Annotated in this window: 14 protein-coding genes; 7 read left to right on the top strand and 7 right to left on the bottom strand. The window is 69.5% G+C overall.

Going from position 1 to position 14,882, the window contains the following annotated elements; translation table 11 throughout:
* Positions 1-74: 74 nt before the first annotated feature.
* Positions 75-413: a P-II family nitrogen regulator gene (locus tag AC2YHJ_RS17020; RefSeq protein ID WP_211869213.1), complete on the bottom strand. Its 339-nt coding sequence runs from the start codon at positions 411-413 to the stop codon at positions 75-77.
* A 358-nt stretch (positions 414-771) separates the two neighbouring features.
* Here AC2YHJ_RS17020 and AC2YHJ_RS17015 point away from each other — a divergent pair, with 358 nt between their 5' ends.
* Together AC2YHJ_RS17015 and AC2YHJ_RS17010 are read left to right on the top strand one after the other, a co-directional pair.
* Positions 772-1,962 carry an aminotransferase gene (locus AC2YHJ_RS17015; RefSeq protein ID WP_487397280.1) on the top strand — a complete coding sequence of 397 codons (1,191 nt, stop codon included), beginning with the start codon at positions 772-774 and terminating at the stop codon, positions 1,960-1,962.
* Between the two features lie 438 nt (positions 1,963-2,400).
* On the top strand, positions 2,401-2,658 hold the full coding sequence (locus AC2YHJ_RS17010; RefSeq protein WP_487397279.1) for a hypothetical protein: 258 nt from the start codon (positions 2,401-2,403) through the stop codon (positions 2,656-2,658).
* Between the two features lie 117 nt (positions 2,659-2,775).
* Here the strand turns inward: AC2YHJ_RS17010 and AC2YHJ_RS17005 are convergent, their stop codons facing one another.
* Together AC2YHJ_RS17005 and AC2YHJ_RS17000 are read right to left on the bottom strand one after the other, a co-directional pair.
* Entirely contained in the window at positions 2,776-3,021 is a 246-nt protein-coding gene (locus AC2YHJ_RS17005) for a DUF3297 family protein (RefSeq protein ID WP_487397278.1), read from the bottom strand.
* Between the two features lie 81 nt (positions 3,022-3,102).
* Entirely contained in the window at positions 3,103-3,981 is an 879-nt protein-coding gene (locus AC2YHJ_RS17000) for a LysR family transcriptional regulator (RefSeq protein WP_487397277.1), read from the bottom strand.
* Between the two features lie 103 nt (positions 3,982-4,084).
* On the opposite strand from AC2YHJ_RS17000, the gene bla reads away from it, so the two are divergent.
* Positions 4,085-4,966, top strand: a complete 882-nt coding sequence (gene bla, locus AC2YHJ_RS16995; protein WP_487397276.1) for a class A beta-lactamase — start codon at positions 4,085-4,087, stop codon at positions 4,964-4,966.
* Between the two features lie 11 nt (positions 4,967-4,977).
* Here bla and AC2YHJ_RS16990 read toward each other — a convergent pair whose 3' ends face one another.
* The 3 genes from AC2YHJ_RS16990 to pdxR form a co-directional block, all read right to left on the bottom strand.
* On the bottom strand, positions 4,978-6,237 hold the full coding sequence (locus AC2YHJ_RS16990; protein WP_487397275.1) for an Hsp70 family protein: 1,260 nt from the start codon (positions 6,235-6,237) through the stop codon (positions 4,978-4,980).
* A 91-nt stretch (positions 6,238-6,328) separates the two neighbouring features.
* Positions 6,329-6,724, bottom strand: coding sequence for a (R)-mandelonitrile lyase (locus tag AC2YHJ_RS16985; protein ID WP_487397274.1), 396 nt, complete (start codon positions 6,722-6,724; stop codon positions 6,329-6,331).
* A 123-nt stretch (positions 6,725-6,847) separates the two neighbouring features.
* Complete coding sequence (pdxR, locus tag AC2YHJ_RS16980) at positions 6,848-8,269, bottom strand: MocR-like pyridoxine biosynthesis transcription factor PdxR (protein ID WP_487397273.1); 1,422 nt, start codon at positions 8,267-8,269, stop codon at positions 6,848-6,850.
* A 75-nt stretch (positions 8,270-8,344) separates the two neighbouring features.
* On the opposite strand from pdxR, the gene AC2YHJ_RS16975 reads away from it, so the two are divergent.
* Positions 8,345-9,064, top strand: coding sequence for a pyridoxamine 5'-phosphate oxidase family protein (locus AC2YHJ_RS16975; protein WP_487397272.1), 720 nt, complete (start codon positions 8,345-8,347; stop codon positions 9,062-9,064).
* A gap of 39 nt (positions 9,065-9,103) precedes the next feature.
* On the opposite strand, the gene AC2YHJ_RS16970 is transcribed toward AC2YHJ_RS16975, so the two are convergent.
* On the bottom strand, positions 9,104-11,251 hold the full coding sequence (locus AC2YHJ_RS16970; protein WP_487397271.1) for a malate synthase G: 2,148 nt from the start codon (positions 11,249-11,251) through the stop codon (positions 9,104-9,106).
* A 150-nt stretch (positions 11,252-11,401) separates the two neighbouring features.
* Here AC2YHJ_RS16970 and AC2YHJ_RS16965 point away from each other — a divergent pair, with 150 nt between their 5' ends.
* The 3 genes from AC2YHJ_RS16965 (at position 11,402) to AC2YHJ_RS16955 (ending at position 14,738) form a co-directional block, all read left to right on the top strand.
* Positions 11,402-12,973 (top strand): gamma-glutamyltransferase, encoded by a 1,572-nt coding sequence (locus tag AC2YHJ_RS16965; protein ID WP_487397270.1) that lies wholly within the window; start codon positions 11,402-11,404, stop codon positions 12,971-12,973.
* Between the two features lie 89 nt (positions 12,974-13,062).
* Complete coding sequence (locus tag AC2YHJ_RS16960) at positions 13,063-13,479, top strand: PilZ domain-containing protein (protein ID WP_487397269.1); 417 nt, start codon at positions 13,063-13,065, stop codon at positions 13,477-13,479.
* A 266-nt stretch (positions 13,480-13,745) separates the two neighbouring features.
* Positions 13,746-14,738, top strand: coding sequence for a Bug family tripartite tricarboxylate transporter substrate binding protein (locus AC2YHJ_RS16955; RefSeq protein ID WP_487397268.1), 993 nt, complete (start codon positions 13,746-13,748; stop codon positions 14,736-14,738).
* The last annotated feature ends 144 nt before the right edge of the window (positions 14,739-14,882 follow it).

Below are 14,882 nucleotides of genomic sequence, written 5' to 3'. Positions count from 1 at the left end.
ATGGGCGCGCAGCGCCGCGTCCGGACCAGGCACCACCCCCCCGCCGGGGAAAGGGCGGCGAAATCAGCGCGGCTTCAGACCGCGTCGTCGCCCCGTTCGCCGGTGCGGATGCGGATCACCTCCGCGATGTCGGAGACGAAGATCTTGCCGTCGCCGATGCGGCCGGTGCGCGCGGCGGCCTGGATGGCCTCGACGGCGCGATCCAGCATGTCGTCGCCGCAGACGACCTCGATCTTCACCTTCGGCAGGAAGTCCACGACGTATTCGGCGCCGCGGTACAGCTCGGTATGGCCCTTCTGCCGCCCGAAGCCCTTGGCCTCGACGACGGTCAGGCCCTGCAGCCCTATCTCGTGCAACGCGTCCTTCACCTCGTCGAGCTTGAAGGGCTTGATGATGGCCTCGATCTTCTTCATCGGCTCCTGTCCAGCGACCGGCGGCGCCTTTCGGCGTCTCGGCCGTCCTCCCGGTTGACCCGGTGCCTCGTTCCCGTGTGCAGCGTGTGCCCCGACCCACAGGGAGCGGGACACGCGCCGGGTATTGCACGCGCCATGCCGGGCCAGCAATCGGATGCACCCATGGAAAATCGCCGGGCGAGGCCCAGCATGGCCGATTCTTCGGGCGATTTGCATAAAAAGCAGGCGAAATTTGCCTCCTTTCGGTGCTGTCGCGGCTGCCTCCGGGGATCGGTCCGGCCAAGCAACCCGTTGCCGCCCCGCCCGAGCGGTCCCATAACCGCGCACCGTCACACGCTCAGGACAAAGTGCGAGGCCGATGCAGCCGCAGAACGCCCTTCTCTCCGCCACCGGCACCACGATCTTCACCGTCATGTCGGCGCTGGCGAACCAGCACCAGGCGATCAATCTCGGCCAGGGCTTCCCGGACTATGACGGCCCGGAAGACGTGGTGCGCGCCGCGGCCGAGGCGTTGCTCGACGGCCGCAACCAGTACCCGCCGATGACCGGCGTGCCGGAACTGCGCAATGCCGTCGCCGCGCATAACAGGCGCTTCTACGGCATCGAGGCCGACCCGAATGCCGAGGTCGTCGTCACCTCCGGCGCCACCGAGGCGCTGACCGCCTGCCTGATGGCGGTGCTGAACCCGGGCGACGAATGCGTGCTGATCGAGCCGCTCTACGACACCTACCTGCCGGTGGTGAAGCTGCTCGGCGCCATTCCGAAGCTGGTGCGCCTGTCGCCGCCGAACTGGGAATTGCCGCGCGCCGAGCTGGCCGCCGCCTTCGGCCCCAGGACCAAGGCGGTCCTGTTCAACACGCCGATGAACCCGACCGGCAAGGTCTTCACCGCCGCCGAACTGGCCTTCATCGCGGAACTGATCCAGCGTCACGATTGCTACGCCATCTGCGACGAGGTCTATGAGCACCTGACCTTCGACGGCTGGAAGCACATCCCGCTGATGACGCTGCCGGGCATGCGCGAGCGCTGCATGCGCATCGGCTCGGCCGGCAAGACCTTCAGCCTGACGGGATGGAAGGTCGGCTACATCACCTGCGACCGCTCGCTTGCCGGCAATGTCGCCAAGGCGCACCAGAACCTGACCTTCACCACGCCGCCCAACCTGCAGCGTGCGGTCGCTGTCGGGCTGGTGAAGGACGATGCCTATTTCGCCGGACTGTCGACGCATCTCCAGCAGAAGCGCGACCGGTTGGCGGGTGGCCTCGCGCGCCTCGGCTTCGGGGTGCTGGAGACCAAGGGGACCTACTTCATCACCACCGATGTGCGGCCGCTGGGCTGGAACGGCGACGACGTGTCTTTCTGCCGGACCCTGACGGAGGAAGCGAAGGTCACGGCCATTCCCGTGACGGCCTTCTATGCGACCGAGGGCTCGCCGAACCACTACGCCCGCTTCGCCTTCTGCAAGGGCGATGCGCTGCTCGACGAGGCGCTGGCGCGGATGGAGGCGTGGCTGGCCCAGCGCGGTGCCGGGCAGCGGGCGGCTGGCTGACGAGGATGCTGCGGCGCGACCGGGACGGGCGCCTGGCTCCCTTCGGCCGCCGCCCCTCCTCGCGGATGCTGCGATCGCAAAGTTGAATCTGTACAAAAATATTAGTATTGTATCAATTTTTAGTATTTCACGTGGATCAATATGCGCAATCGGCGCGGGTGGTCCTGACTTCATCGCCTTATTGGCGAGGCGGGGTCACGTCCCACACCACTGTCTCACGTGTCTCACGGGCCTGGAGGTCGCGTGAATTGTGCGTTAATCTATATATAGTAGACCAACGACGAAATTTGCCACAATATCTTGTGGTTTATCGGATCGTATAATTATTAAGACTAGTATTGTGATTATGCTTTCGCGATCCCGTGTGGTCACATACTCGCATCACGTGCATCGAGGACCAGTGCCATGTCGGATGCGGGAAAAGCCCAAGGCCATCGGATGTCGACCTACGGGGGTGGTTCATCCGCTCCGGACGCAGCGGTGGCGGTCGCGCTCGGTCTCGCCGCCCTGTTCGTCGGGCTCGGCGCCACCATGGCGGGAACCTGGATGGCTTATTGGCACGGCGCTGCGCTGGTGCCCTTCGGCACCATGATCGCCGCGCCCGAACCCGACACGGTCAGCCTCTACCTCGTCATCTGCGGCACCGTGACGACGATCCTGGGTGGGCTGAGCATCTACAGGTCGCAGGACATGTGAGCACCGCCCGCCGGTTCGGGGGATTCGGGCCGGGCGGCACATGATCGATGCGACCTGACGCGGGGCCGGGCGAGACGTCGCCCGGCCCTACGCATCTGGAGCGGCGTCGTTCCTGCGCTACCCGGCGGGGTCGCGCAGATAGGGTTCGACCGTGCCGGTTAGCTTCAGCGTCAGCGGCCGGCCGCGGCGGTCCACCGCCTTGCCCATGCTGACCCGCACCCAGCCTTCCGAAACGCAATACTCCTCGACATTCGTCTTCTCCTGTCCGCGGAAGCGGATGCCGACGCCGCGCTGCAGCAGTTCCTCGTTGAAGAAGGGGCTGGACGGATCGGTGGAGAGCCGGTCGGGAAGGGTTTCGGCCATGGGGTACTGCCTCCGGGAATGTTGGCCCACCGCCTAGACCGGCTGGCCGCCAAAGCCAAGAACGCGACAAGGAATGGGCCGTCAGGCGGCGGGCGCGCTGGCCGCGTCCACAAGCCAGCGGCGGAACGCCGCCAGCGCGGCGGTCTCCGGTCGTGACCGCAGCCGCGCCAGCCAATAGGCGCCGAGCGTCACCTCGGCCGCGAAGGGCCGCACCAGGCGTTCCTGTCGGAGGTCGTGTTCGAACATGCGGGCCGGCAGCAGGGCAATGCCTGTGCCCTGCGCCGCCGCCGCCGCCATGGCCAGCGAGGAATCGAAGACGAAGCCGCGAATGGCCGGTGCGGTGAGGCCCACCGCGGCGAACCACTGCTCCCATTCATCGACGCGGTATGACCGCAGCAGCGTCTCCCGCAGCAGGTCGGCCGGCTGGCGCAGCCGCTGCGCGATGTCGGGCGCGCAGAGCGGGCAGAGCGGCGCCGTCAGCAGCCGCGTCGCCTCGGTGCCGTGCCAGGCGCCATCGCCGAAGCGGATCGCCGCGTCCAGCCCTTCGCCCGCCAGGTCCACCCGGTTGTTGTTGGTCATCAGCCGCAGATCGACATGGGGATGCGCGGCGCGGAACTCCGGCAGGCGCGGCAACAGCCAGCCGGTGACAAAGGTACCAACGGCACCGAGCGTCAGCACCTCCTGCAACCGGCCACCCTGGAAGCGGTTCAGCGTGGTGCCGATGCGGCGGAAGGCATCGGTCAGGACGGGCAGCAGGGCCTCGGCTTCCTCGGTCAGCGCCAGGCCGCGCGGCAGGCGGCGGAACAGCCGGACGCCCAAGATTTCCTCAAGTGCCTTCACCTGGTGGCTGACCGCCGCCTGGGTCACGCGAAGCTCCAGCCCGGCCCGAGTAAAGCTGAGATGCCGGGCCGCGGCCTCGAAGGCACGCAGCGCGTTGAGCGGAAGCGGCGGCAGGGTCATGTCGCAGTCATTAGTTTTCCTAGGGTCTTTGGCAAGGATTGATCGTTTGCGGCCGCAGCGCTGCCGGCCGAGTGTCCGCCCGCCAGAGACGGATGGAGACGACATGATCGACAGGCGGCAGTGGATGATCGGTGCGATGGCGGGCGTCGCGATGGGCGTGGCGCGTGACGCCGCGGCGTCCGGCGGGTTCGACGCACTGCCGGCACGCTTCGCGCGGATCGAGGCCGAATACGGTGGCCGCCTCGGCGTCGCGGTACTCGACACCGCCACGGGCCGCCAAGCCGGTCATCGTCTGGCTGAGCGCTTCCCGATGTGCAGCACCTTCAAGGCCCCGCTGGTCGCGGCGGTATTGGCCCGCGTCGATGCCGGCGACGAACGGCTCGACCGGCGCATCCGCGTCGCGCGGTCGGACCTGATCGCCTGGTCCCCCGTCACCGAGACGCGGCTGGGCGGGGAGGGGATGAGCGTGGCCGAGCTCTGCGACGCAACCATGACCTTCAGCGACAATGCGGCCGCCAACCTGCTGCTGGCCTCCATCGGCGGGCCTGCCGGTCTCACCGCCTGGCTGCGCCGCATTGGCGACGATGTGACGCGCCTGGACCGCACCGAGCCCACGCTGAACGAGGCGCGGCCCGGCGATCCGCGCGACACGACGACGCCGGCCGCCATGGCGGCGACGCTGCGGCGCCTCGCGCTCGGCGAGGTGCTGTCGGCGGGCAGCCGTGACCGATTCACCGCCTGGCTGCGTGGCAGCCGCACCGGGGATGCGCGGCTGCGCGCCGCGCTGCCCCAGGGCTGGCAGGTCGGCGATCGTACCGGCACCGGCGCGCGCGGCACCAGCAACGTCATCGGCGTGATGTGGCCGCCTGCGGGTCGCCCGCCGCTGGTGGTGGCGGCCTTCCTCACCGAAGGCGCGCAGGAGGGCGCACGGCGCGATGCCGCGCTGGCCGCGGTCGGTGCCGCCGTCACGGCGGCGACCGGCTGAGCGTCGCCGCGTCAGGCGGGGAGGGGCGCGTCTTCCCGCGCCATCAGCGCGAGCCCCTCGGCAACCGAGACGAATTCACCGCCGGACACGACGCGGCCGGCGCCGAAGCGGTCCTCGAACAAACGCCGCACCGCCGGCACCAGGGAGGTGCCGCCGGTCAGGAACACGCGGTCCACGGCCTCGGCCCCGAGACGCGCATCGGCCAGGGCGGCATCGACCGCGGCGGCGATGCGCGTCAGTTCCGGACTGATCCAGGCTTCGAAATCGCCACGCGCGATCTCCGCCTTCAGCGCGAAATTGCCATGCGCGAAGTCCAACGTCGCGACCTCCTGTCCCGACAGCGCGGCCTTTACGCCGGAGACGGCGCGATACAGCGCATAGCCCGCATCGTCCTCGATCAGTTGGATCAGTTGGCGCAGCCGTTCGGGATGTTCCGCCGTGCGGGCGACGGTGGCGATGTCGCGCAGCGTGCGCGGCGCGCGCATCATCGAAAGCTGGTTCCAGCGCGCGAAGGAGGCGAACCAGGCGGGCGGCACCGGCAGCGGTTCGCCGCCCATGATGCTGTAGGTCGTGCCCTTGCCCAGCAACGGCGAGACGACATGGTCGATGATGCGGTAATCGAAGGCATCGCCAGCGATGCCGACGCCCGCATGACCGAGCGCGGCCACGCGGCGCGGCGGCCCTGGGTCGAAGCGCAGCACCGAGAAGTCGCTGGTGCCGCCGCCGAAATCCGCCACCAGCACGGTCGCTGCGTGGTCGAGGTCCTGCGCGAAGCGATGCCCTGCCGCCGCGGGTTCCAGCCCGACCGAGACCTGCGGCAGCCCGGCCTCGGCGAAGGCGCCGAGCAGGCGCTGCTGGCCGAAGCCATCGTCGGCCGTCTCGCCGACGAAGCGCACCGGCCGGCCAACCGTCACCTGCGCATCGGCGAACTCGCGCGCGAAGGGGCCGAGCAATTCGCGCAGGAAGGCCGCGATCAGCCCTTCCAGCCCCCAGGCACGTCCGAAGATCCGCGTCTCGGTGAAGCTGCGCTGCGCCAGGTAGGATTTCATCGACATGATCAGCCGGCTCTCGAGCGGTTCCTCGAGATAGGCCTCGATCGCCGCAGGCCCGGCGGCCCGGCTGGGACGGCCATCCACCCCGGCCCAGAAGCAGAGGACCGAGCGGAACACCTCGCCTGTCGCGTGGCGCAGGGTACGCACGGAACCATCCGCGCCGACCAGGGCGACCACGCTGTTCGTCGTGCCGAAATCGATGCCGATGGCGGGGCGCATGGGGGATGGGTCCGGGGCAGGGGGCGCGCCTTGAAGCCGTTTCGCGCGCCGATGGCAAGTCTCGACCTGCTGGGGAACCGCGTCCGGGCGGTCAGGCGCCGTATTGCGCGTCGGTGACGTGTTCCATCCAGTCGACGGCCTTGCCCTCGAGCCGCTCCTGGATGGCGATGTGGCTCATCGCCGTGGTCGGGGCGGCGCCGTGCCAGTGCTTCTCGCCCGGTGGGAACCAGACGACGTCGCCGGGGCGGATCTCCTCCACCGGCCCGCCTTCGCGCTGCACCCGGCCGCAGCCGGTGGTGACGATCAGCGTCTGGCCGAGCGGATGCGTATGCCAGGCTGTCCGCGCGCCCGGCTCGAAGGTGACGAGCGCGCCGGCAACCCGCGCCGGGTCCGGCGGGCTGAACAGTGGGTCGATGCGCACCGTTCCGGTGAACCAATCGCCTGGTCCATGTCCCGATGGCTGGGAACCCGCCCGCGTGATCTCCATGCTCGATCTCCCTTCGGCAACTCGTCGCCCTGGTGGCAGGGATCGGCACACAAGCATGCCTCGCGCGCCGTGCTGGCCGTCATGATACCGCGGCCTCCCTGCTCGTGTCGCTTGCGCGCGGCGTCAGCCGGCCTGCCGCCGCACCGCCGCGCCAAGCCGTTGCGCGGCCTGCTGCAGCGCGGCGGGGTCGTGGCCGGAATAGCCGATCACAAAGCCGTCGGCGCCTTCCGGCTCCAGCCGGGTCTCCGACAGCAGCCAGCCTTCGACGCCGGCCGCCGCCTGGATCGCCTGTGCCGTGCCCGGCGGCAGGCCGTCCGGCAGGGTGGCGAGCAGATGCAGCCCATGATCCGGCAACAGGATGCCGAGCCGCCCGCCCGAGGCGCGCGCCAGCGTCCCGGCCACCATGTCCCGTGCCGTGCGGTATTGCGTGCGCATCCGCCGCAGATGCGCGGAGAAGTCGCCGCTCGCCATCACCTCCGCCAGCGCCCCGCCCATCAGCGGGGAGGGGAAGCGGTCCGACACTGCCCGCGCCGCCACCACGCGGTCCATCAGGGTCGCCGGCACCACGACGAAGCCGATGCGCAGGCCGGGGAACAGCGTCTTGGAGAAGGTACCGAGATAGATCACCCGCCCCTGCCCATCGATGCCGGCAAGCGCGGTCAGCGGCGCGCCGGCGAAGCGGAACTCGCTGTCGTAGTCGTCCTCCATGATCCAGGCATCGGCCTGCCGTGCCCAGTCGAGCAAGGCGAGCCGCCGCGCCATCGTCATCGTCACGCCGGTCGGGAACTGGTGGGATGGCGTGACATAGGCCATGCGCGCGCCGGGTGAGCGCTGCCGTCCGGCGGCGACGTCGATGCCGGCCGCATCCACCGGCACTGGCACCAGGGTTGCGCCCAAAGCCATCAGCGTGCGCCGCGCGGTCGGATAGCCAGGATCTTCCATCCACACCGCATCGCCCCGCTGCAGCAGCACCTCCGCACAAAGGCGCAGCCCCTGCTGCGTGCCGCTGGTCGCGATGATGCGGCTGGGGTCGCAGGCGACGCCGCGCGTAGCCGCGAGGTGTTCGGCGATAGCCTGGCGCAGCGCCGCATGGCCGCGCGGATCGCCATAGCCGAGATCGGCTGGGTCCGCCCGCACCACGCGGTCGCGCAGCGCGCGACCCAGGCGCCGCAGCAGGATCGGGTCCGTGTTGGTGCAGCCCACCGCGAAGGGGCCGCGGCCAGACGGCAGGGCGGCTGCCGGCACCGGGTCGGGCGCGGCCGGCCCGCGCGGCACCTGGGCGGCGACATAGGTGCCGTCGCCGATCCGCGCCTCGGCCAGCCCATCGCTCAGCAACAGCTCGTAGGCGACGACGACGGCGTTGCGCCGCACGCCGAGCTGATCCGCCAGCGCCCGGCTGGACGGCAGCCGCAGCCCCGCCGCGAGCCGCCCTTCCAGGATGGCGGCGCGCAGCCCGGCATGGACGCGGCTCGACTGGCTGCCTGCCCCGGCCAGTCGCAGCGCCACGTCGAGCGGCGCCGTGCGAGTTTCACGATTGGTCGGCATATCCCGTTCCTGATTGGCCCTCGCGCCGACCAATTTGGTGGTGCGACAAGGTCCCGGTCAATCGAGGACCAGCCCATGTCCGTTACCGCCGAAGCGCCCTCCTATCCCGTCGGCAAGGTCAACCGCGTGAAGCGCCGCCACGATCGCGGCCACTACGACCATGAGACGGTGCACGGCATCCTCGATGCTGCGGCGCTCTGCCATGTCTCCTACGTCATCGACGGCCAGCCCTATTGCACGCCAACGCTGTTCTGGCGGGAAGGGACGCGGCTCTACTGGCACGGTTCCAGCGCGAGCCGGATGCTGCGCAACCTGTCTGAGGGCGAGCCGACCTGCCTGACGGTGACGCATCTCGACAGCCTGGTCATGGCGCGCTGCGGCTTCAACCATTCGGCCGACTACCGTTCCGTGATGTGCTTCGGCCAGGCGCGCCTGCTGCCAGATGCTGACGAGAAGCGCCACGCGCTGGTGATGATGGTCGATCGCCTGTTCCCCAACCGCACCGCCGGCCTGCGCCAGAGCACGACGCAGGAGATCAAGGCGACCGCGGTGGTGTGGATGGAGATCGAGCGCGCCTCGGCGAAAATCCGCGCCAAGGGCGTGGGCGATGACGATGAGGATTACGCCCTGCCGATCTATGCCGAACGCCTGCCCATACGCACGGTGATCGGGGAACCGGAGCCCTGCCCGCGGCTGATGGAAGGGGTGGTGCGCGGTGCGGACCTCAAGGCGTATCAGCCAGGGCGCGCCTTGGAGGACGCATTGCGCGACGCCTATGCCGAAGCCTATCGCTGACGGCGCTGCGGGAGGGGCGATGCCCCTCCCGAACGTGGTTCAGCCGGCGGCCTTGGCTTCCCGCCGCCGCTTGGTCAGCACAAACTCCGTATAGCCGTTCGGTTGCTTGGCGCCTTCGAACACCAGGTCGCAGGCTGCCTTGAAGGCCGGCCCATCGAAGCCCACCGCCATCGGCTTGTAGGCCGCGTCCTCGGCATTCTGCCGGTCCACCACCGCCGCCATGCGCTTCATCGTTTCCATCACCTGCGCCGAGGTGGCGACGCCGTGCCGCAGCCAGTTGGCGATGTGCTGGGAGGAGATGCGCAGCGTCGCACGGTCTTCCATCAGCCCGACATCGTTGATGTCCGGCACTTTGGAACAGCCCACGCCCTGGTCCACCCAGCGCACGACATAGCCCAGGATGCCCTGCGCGTTGTTGTCGAGTTCCGCCTGCACGTCGCTCGGCGACCAGTTCGTGTCCTTGGCCAGCGGCACGGTCAGGATGTCGGCGAGCTTCGCGCGGCGGCCACCCTTGAACAGTTCCTCCTGCCGCGCTGCCACGTCGATCTCGTGGTAGTGCAGCGCATGTAGCGTCGCCGCGGTCGGGGAGGGCACCCAGGCGGTGTTCGCACCCGCCTTCGGGTGCCCGACCTTCTGTTCCAGCATCGCGGCCATCATGTCGGGCATCGCCCACATGCCCTTGCCGATCTGCGCACGGCCGCGCAGGCCGCAGGCGAGGCCGGTGTCGACGTTCCAGTCCTCATAGGCACCGATCCAGGCCGCCTTGCGCATGTCGTTCTTGCGCACGACCGCGCCGGCTTCCATCGAGGTATGGATCTCGTCGCCCGTGCGGTCGAGGAAGCCGGTGTTGATGAACACCACGCGGTCCTTCGCCGCCGCGATGCAGGCCTTGAGGTTGACGGTGGTGCGCCGCTCCTCGTCCATGATGCCCATCTTGAGCGTCGCGCGCCGCAGCCCGAGCACGTCCTCGACACGGGAGAACAGCGTGTCGGCCCAGGCCACTTCCTCCGGCCCGTGCATCTTCGGCTTCACGATATAGACGCTGCCCGCGCGCGAATTCAGCCGCTTGCCGCGAATGTCGTGCAGCGCGATCGCCACCGTGCACATGGCGTCGAGGATGGTCTCGGGAATCTCCTCGCCATCCAGCGTCGCGGCGTCGGTCATCATGTGGTGGCCGACATTGCGCACCAGCATCACCGAGCGACCATGCAGCGTCATCGCGCCGCCCGAGGGCTTGTTGAAGATGCGGTCGGGGTTCAGCCGGCGCACCATCACCTGGCCGCCCTTCTCGAATTCCGCGGTCAGGTCGCCCCTCATCAGGCCGAGCCAGTTGCGATAGACGCCGACCTTGTCCTCGGCGTCGACGGCGGCGACGGAATCCTCGCAATCCTGGATCGTCGTCAGCGCCGCTTCCATCACGACATCGGCGATGCCGGCGGGGTCGGTCTTGCCGATCGGGTGCGATCGGTCGAACACCACTTCGATATGCAGGCCGTGATTGGTGAAGAGCAGCGCGGCCGGCATGTGGGCCTCGCCGAGGAACCCGGCGCATTGCCCCGGCCGGGCGAGGCCGGTCGCGGACCCGTCCTTCAGCGCGACGGACAGGACACCGGACTCCAGCCTGTAGCCCGTGGCATCCGCATGGCTGCCCTTGGCGAGCGGCACTGCGCGGTCGAGCACCGCGCGCGCCCTCGCGATCACCTTCGCGCCGCGCGCGGGGTCGTAGCCCTTCACCTTCGCCCCGTCCTGCGGAATGGCGTCGGTGCCGTACAGCGCGTCGTACAGGCTGCCCCAGCGCGCATTCGCGGCGTTCAGCGCGTAGCGGGCGTTGGACACCGGTACCACCAGCTGCGGTCCGGCCATCGACGCGATCTCGGCATCCACATCGGTGGTGCCGACCGTCACCTCGGCGGGCTCGGGCAGCAGGTAGCCGACCTCGCGCAGGAAATCGGTGTATTCGGGCAGGTCCACCGGCCTGGCCGGATGGGCGCGGTGCCAGGCGTCGATCTCGGCCTGCAACGCGTCGCGCTTCAGCAGCAGCGCGGTGTTGGCGGGGCTGAGCTCGCGCAGGATGCGTTCCATCCCCTCCCAGAAGCGCGCCGGTTCGACCCCGGTGCCGGGCAGTGCCTCGGTTTCCATGAAGGCCTTGAGCTCGGGCGCGACGACGAGACCCTTGGTTGCGGGCATGGCAAGCTCTCCTCATCGGGTGCGCCCGGGCGGGGCGCGTACATGCCCGGTTACCTAGGGTGAAAGACCGGCCGGGGCAAACGGGGGTTGCCCGATCCGCCCCCCGGCGCGAGGCTGCGGCGCGAACGCAGCCCGAGGAAGGACGCCATCATGGCCTGGACGCCGCCCCCGCATGTCAGCCAGCACTGGCAGGTGACCAAGCCCGGCGCCACCGGCAAGCGCGGCATGGTCGCCTCCCAGGCGCGCGACGCCGCCGAGGCCGGCATCGCCATCCTCGAGCAGGGCGGCACCGCCGCCGATGCCGCGGTCGCGACCGCCTTCGCGCTCGCCGTGGTCGAGCCGTGGAATTCCGGCCTCGGCGGCATCGGCTTCACACAGGTCGCAGCACCCGGGATTGCACCGCAGACCTTCGATTTCGGCCCCGTCTCCCCGCATGCGTTGGACCCGTCCGCCTTCCCGATGACCGGGAAGATGAAGGCCGACCTGTTCACCTGGCCCGAGGTGTTCGAGGACCGCAACGTCCATGGCCCGCTGTCCTTCGCCATCCCCTCCTCGGTGGCCGGATATGCGGAGCTGCATGCCCGCCACGGGAAGCTGCCGCTCGCGATGGTGCTGGAACCGGCCATCGCGCTGGCGAAGCGCGGCCTGTCGCAGGACTGGTTCACCACACTCAAGATCGCCAACAGTGCGGCGGTGCTGCGGATGTATGCGGAGTCCGCGCGCATCTACCTGCCGAACGGACTGCCCCCGGTGCCGCCCTATCAGGGCAGCCCCGGCTTCTTCCGCCAGGGCAAGCTCGCCGAGACGCTGGAGCGGCTGGCCCAGGCCGGCCTGCGTGATTTCTACGAGGGTGAGGTCGCGAGCGCATTGCTGGCCGATTTCCGCGACATGGGATCGCCGATCAGCGCCGCCGACCTCGCCGGCTGCAAGGCGATCGTGAAGCCGGCGCTGGAGGCATCCTGGCGCGGCAAGCGGTTGTACCTGGCCAATGGGCTGACGGCGGCGCCGACCCTACTGCGCGTGCTGGAAGGCATGCGCGGGGCGGATTTCTCCGGCGCCGCGCCGTCCGCGGCCTGGTACGCCCAACTCGCGCGCGTGCTGCGCGGGGCCTACGCGGAACGCCTCGCCGGCCTCGGCGATGCCGAACCCAAGGCGGCGGAATCCTGCACCACCCACCTGACCGTCTGCGACAAGGACGGGATGATGGTGGCGATGACCACAACGCTGCTGTCGTCCATGGGCAGCCGCGTCGTGCTGCCGCGCTCGGGCGTGCTGATGAACAACGGCATCATGTGGTTCGACCCGCGCCTCGACGCGAAGAACGCGATCGCGCCGGGCAAGCGGCCGCTGACCAACATGTGCCCGGTCGTCGGCGCCGAAGGCGACACGCCGACCATCGCGGCAGGCGCATCGGGCGGGCGGCGCATCATGGCCTCGGTCTTCCAGACCCTGTCCTATGTCGCGGATTTTGGCATGTCGCCCGAACAGGCGGCGCATCATCCGCGCCTCGACGTCTCGGGGCCGGAGGGGGTGACGGCCGATATCCGCCTCGGCGCGGAGACCCTCGCTGCGCTGGCGAAGGAGGACACGGTGACCGAGGTGGAGCACGCCGTGCTGCCGGTGAACTTCGCCTGCCCGAACCTGATCCGCATCGCGGACGACGGCACGCGCGAAGGCATCACCGATGCGATGAGCCCCTGGAGCGCCGCCCTCGCGCAATGAGCGCACCTTTCCGCGAGGTGTGATTCCAGCATGCCGGGGAATGCGGTAGCGTCGTTCCGTCGCCGGGATGTCCCGGCGCCGGAGGGGATATGTCCGACACCGACCCGGGATCCGGGGCCGCGTCTGCTGCCAGCCCGGCACCTCTGGCCGTGGAGGCCCCGAACGACGCCGCGGCGGTGATCGCCGATGCGCTCAGTGAGCGGCGCAATGCACCGCGCATCGAAGTCCATCTCCCCTGCTCCGTCTTCGTGGGGACCCATGTGCAGGATGGTGTGGTGCGCGACGCCTCGCCGGGCGGTGCCATGCTGAACGGCGTGCGGGGGCTGCAGGCGCGCGACCTGATCCGGATCCGCCTGGACAACCGCGAGGATTGCCGCTTCGTGGCCGAGGTCCGCGGCATCAGCCTGCTCGGCGTGCATGTCGCGATCCAGAGCGCGGACGACCAGGTGCGGTGGTGGGACGCGATCCGGGAACTGGTGCCCGCGCTGCCGGACGGACGGGCCTAGAACCGGTCCCCTTCGCTCCCGGGCAGCCAGGTCCTTGATGTTGTGAAAGGCATCGCACGGTCAGGTGGCGCCACCTGATCGCGATCCGCGCTGGCCCGGCGACAATCCGCGCGGTCCCGGGACCGACATGCCCGGATGCGGCTGTCCCGTGGCGGCATGGCGCTTGCGATCCCCCTGCATCACGCCGATTGCCCGGCCGGGAATGGGTTTGAATGCCTGTTTCACGGTCATTCGGCGCCACGAATGCCTGGACAGGGAGCATATCCATGAATCGTCGCGCAGTTCTTGGGCTGGCGGCCGCCGGCACCCTTGGCGCATTGGCCTCGCCGCGCCCGGCCGCCGCGCAATCCGGCCCCTGGCCGACCCGCGGATCGATCCGCCTGGTCGCCCAGTTCCCACCGGGCGGGCTGGTGGACACGATCAGCCGGCTGATGGCCCCGATCCTGTCCCAGTCGCTGGGCCAGACCGTGGTGGTCGAGAACCGCGCCGGCGCCGGCGGCGTGATCGGCACCGACTTCGTCGCCAAGCAGCCGGCTGACGGCTACACGCTACTGGTCAGCCACGCCTCGGTGCATGTCTTCTCGGCGGCGACCATGCCGACGCTGCCGTTCCATCCGGTGACCGACTTCACCCATATGGGAATGCTGGTCGAAGCGTCGAACGTGCTGCTGGTGAAGGCGGAATCGCCCTATCGCACGCTGGACCAGTACCTCACCGCCGCGCGCACGCGCCCGGTGCGCTACGGGTCCTCGGGCATCGGCTCGGCGCCGCATCTGCTGGGCGCGATGCTGACGGGCGAGGCCGGCGTGACCAACCTCGACCACGTGCCCTATCGTGGTTCCGCGCCCGCCATGCAGGACCTGATGGCGAACCAGATCGAGTCCATGATCGACCCGATCACCACCAATGTGCAGCTGATGAAGGATGGCGTGCTGCGCGCGCTGGCGGTCTCCACGCCGCAGCGCCTGGCCGCCTTCCCCGATGTGCCGACCTTCGCCGAGCTCGGCTTCGCCAAACTGACCTCGGCGCAGTGGCTCGGCCTCTCGGCGCCGAAGAACCTGCCGGCCCCGATCGCCGAGCGGCTGACCGCGCTGATCCCGCAGATGGTCGCCCGGCCGGAGCTGATGACGCGCTTCGAGGAGTTGCAGACCTTGCCGCGCAACCCGCCGCCGATGGGGGCGGATTTCACGGCCATCATCAATCAGCAGATCGGCGAATGGACCGCGGTGGCGCGGCAGTTCAACATCGTCGTGACGTAGTTTTTTTGCCCTCAGACGGCGGGCGGCCCGCATCCGCGGGCCTTGCCTTCGCGCCTTGCACTGATGCGTCGGCGGGCGCTGTTGGTCTGGGCGCGGTCGCGCCGTGCGCTCCGGGATCGCGGCCTGGCCGCGATCCGGACCTGG

The sequence above is a fragment of the Roseomonas sp. SRI_022 genome (genome assembly GCF_057586215.1).
This window is presented reverse-complemented; position numbering and strand designations above follow the sequence as displayed.

Excerpts from the sequence above, each read along its gene's own strand:
- AC2YHJ_RS16985 (WP_487397274.1), bottom strand. The coding sequence starts at position 6,724 with ATGGAGATCACGCGGGCGGGTTCCCAGCCATCGGGACATGGACCAGGC.
- AC2YHJ_RS17005 (WP_487397278.1), bottom strand. The coding sequence starts at position 3,021 with ATGGCCGAAACCCTTCCCGACCGGCTCTCCACCGATCCGTCCAGCCCC.
- AC2YHJ_RS17010 (WP_487397279.1), top strand. The coding sequence starts at position 2,401 with ATGTCGACCTACGGGGGTGGTTCATCCGCTCCGGACGCAGCGGTGGCG.
- AC2YHJ_RS16960 (WP_487397269.1), top strand. The coding sequence starts at position 13,063 with ATGTCCGACACCGACCCGGGATCCGGGGCCGCGTCTGCTGCCAGCCCG.
- pdxR (WP_487397273.1), bottom strand. The coding sequence starts at position 8,269 with ATGCCGACCAATCGTGAAACTCGCACGGCGCCGCTCGACGTGGCGCTG.
- bla (WP_487397276.1), top strand. The coding sequence starts at position 4,085 with ATGATCGACAGGCGGCAGTGGATGATCGGTGCGATGGCGGGCGTCGCG.
- AC2YHJ_RS17000 (WP_487397277.1), bottom strand. The coding sequence starts at position 3,981 with ATGACCCTGCCGCCGCTTCCGCTCAACGCGCTGCGTGCCTTCGAGGCC.
- AC2YHJ_RS16975 (WP_487397272.1), top strand. The coding sequence starts at position 8,345 with ATGTCCGTTACCGCCGAAGCGCCCTCCTATCCCGTCGGCAAGGTCAAC.
- AC2YHJ_RS16970 (WP_487397271.1), bottom strand. The coding sequence starts at position 11,251 with ATGCCCGCAACCAAGGGTCTCGTCGTCGCGCCCGAGCTCAAGGCCTTC.
- AC2YHJ_RS17015 (WP_487397280.1), top strand. The coding sequence starts at position 772 with ATGCAGCCGCAGAACGCCCTTCTCTCCGCCACCGGCACCACGATCTTC.
- AC2YHJ_RS16955 (WP_487397268.1), top strand. The coding sequence starts at position 13,746 with ATGAATCGTCGCGCAGTTCTTGGGCTGGCGGCCGCCGGCACCCTTGGC.
- AC2YHJ_RS16990 (WP_487397275.1), bottom strand. The coding sequence starts at position 6,237 with ATGCGCCCCGCCATCGGCATCGATTTCGGCACGACGAACAGCGTGGTC.
- AC2YHJ_RS16965 (WP_487397270.1), top strand. The coding sequence starts at position 11,402 with ATGGCCTGGACGCCGCCCCCGCATGTCAGCCAGCACTGGCAGGTGACC.
- AC2YHJ_RS17020 (WP_211869213.1), bottom strand. The coding sequence starts at position 413 with ATGAAGAAGATCGAGGCCATCATCAAGCCCTTCAAGCTCGACGAGGTG.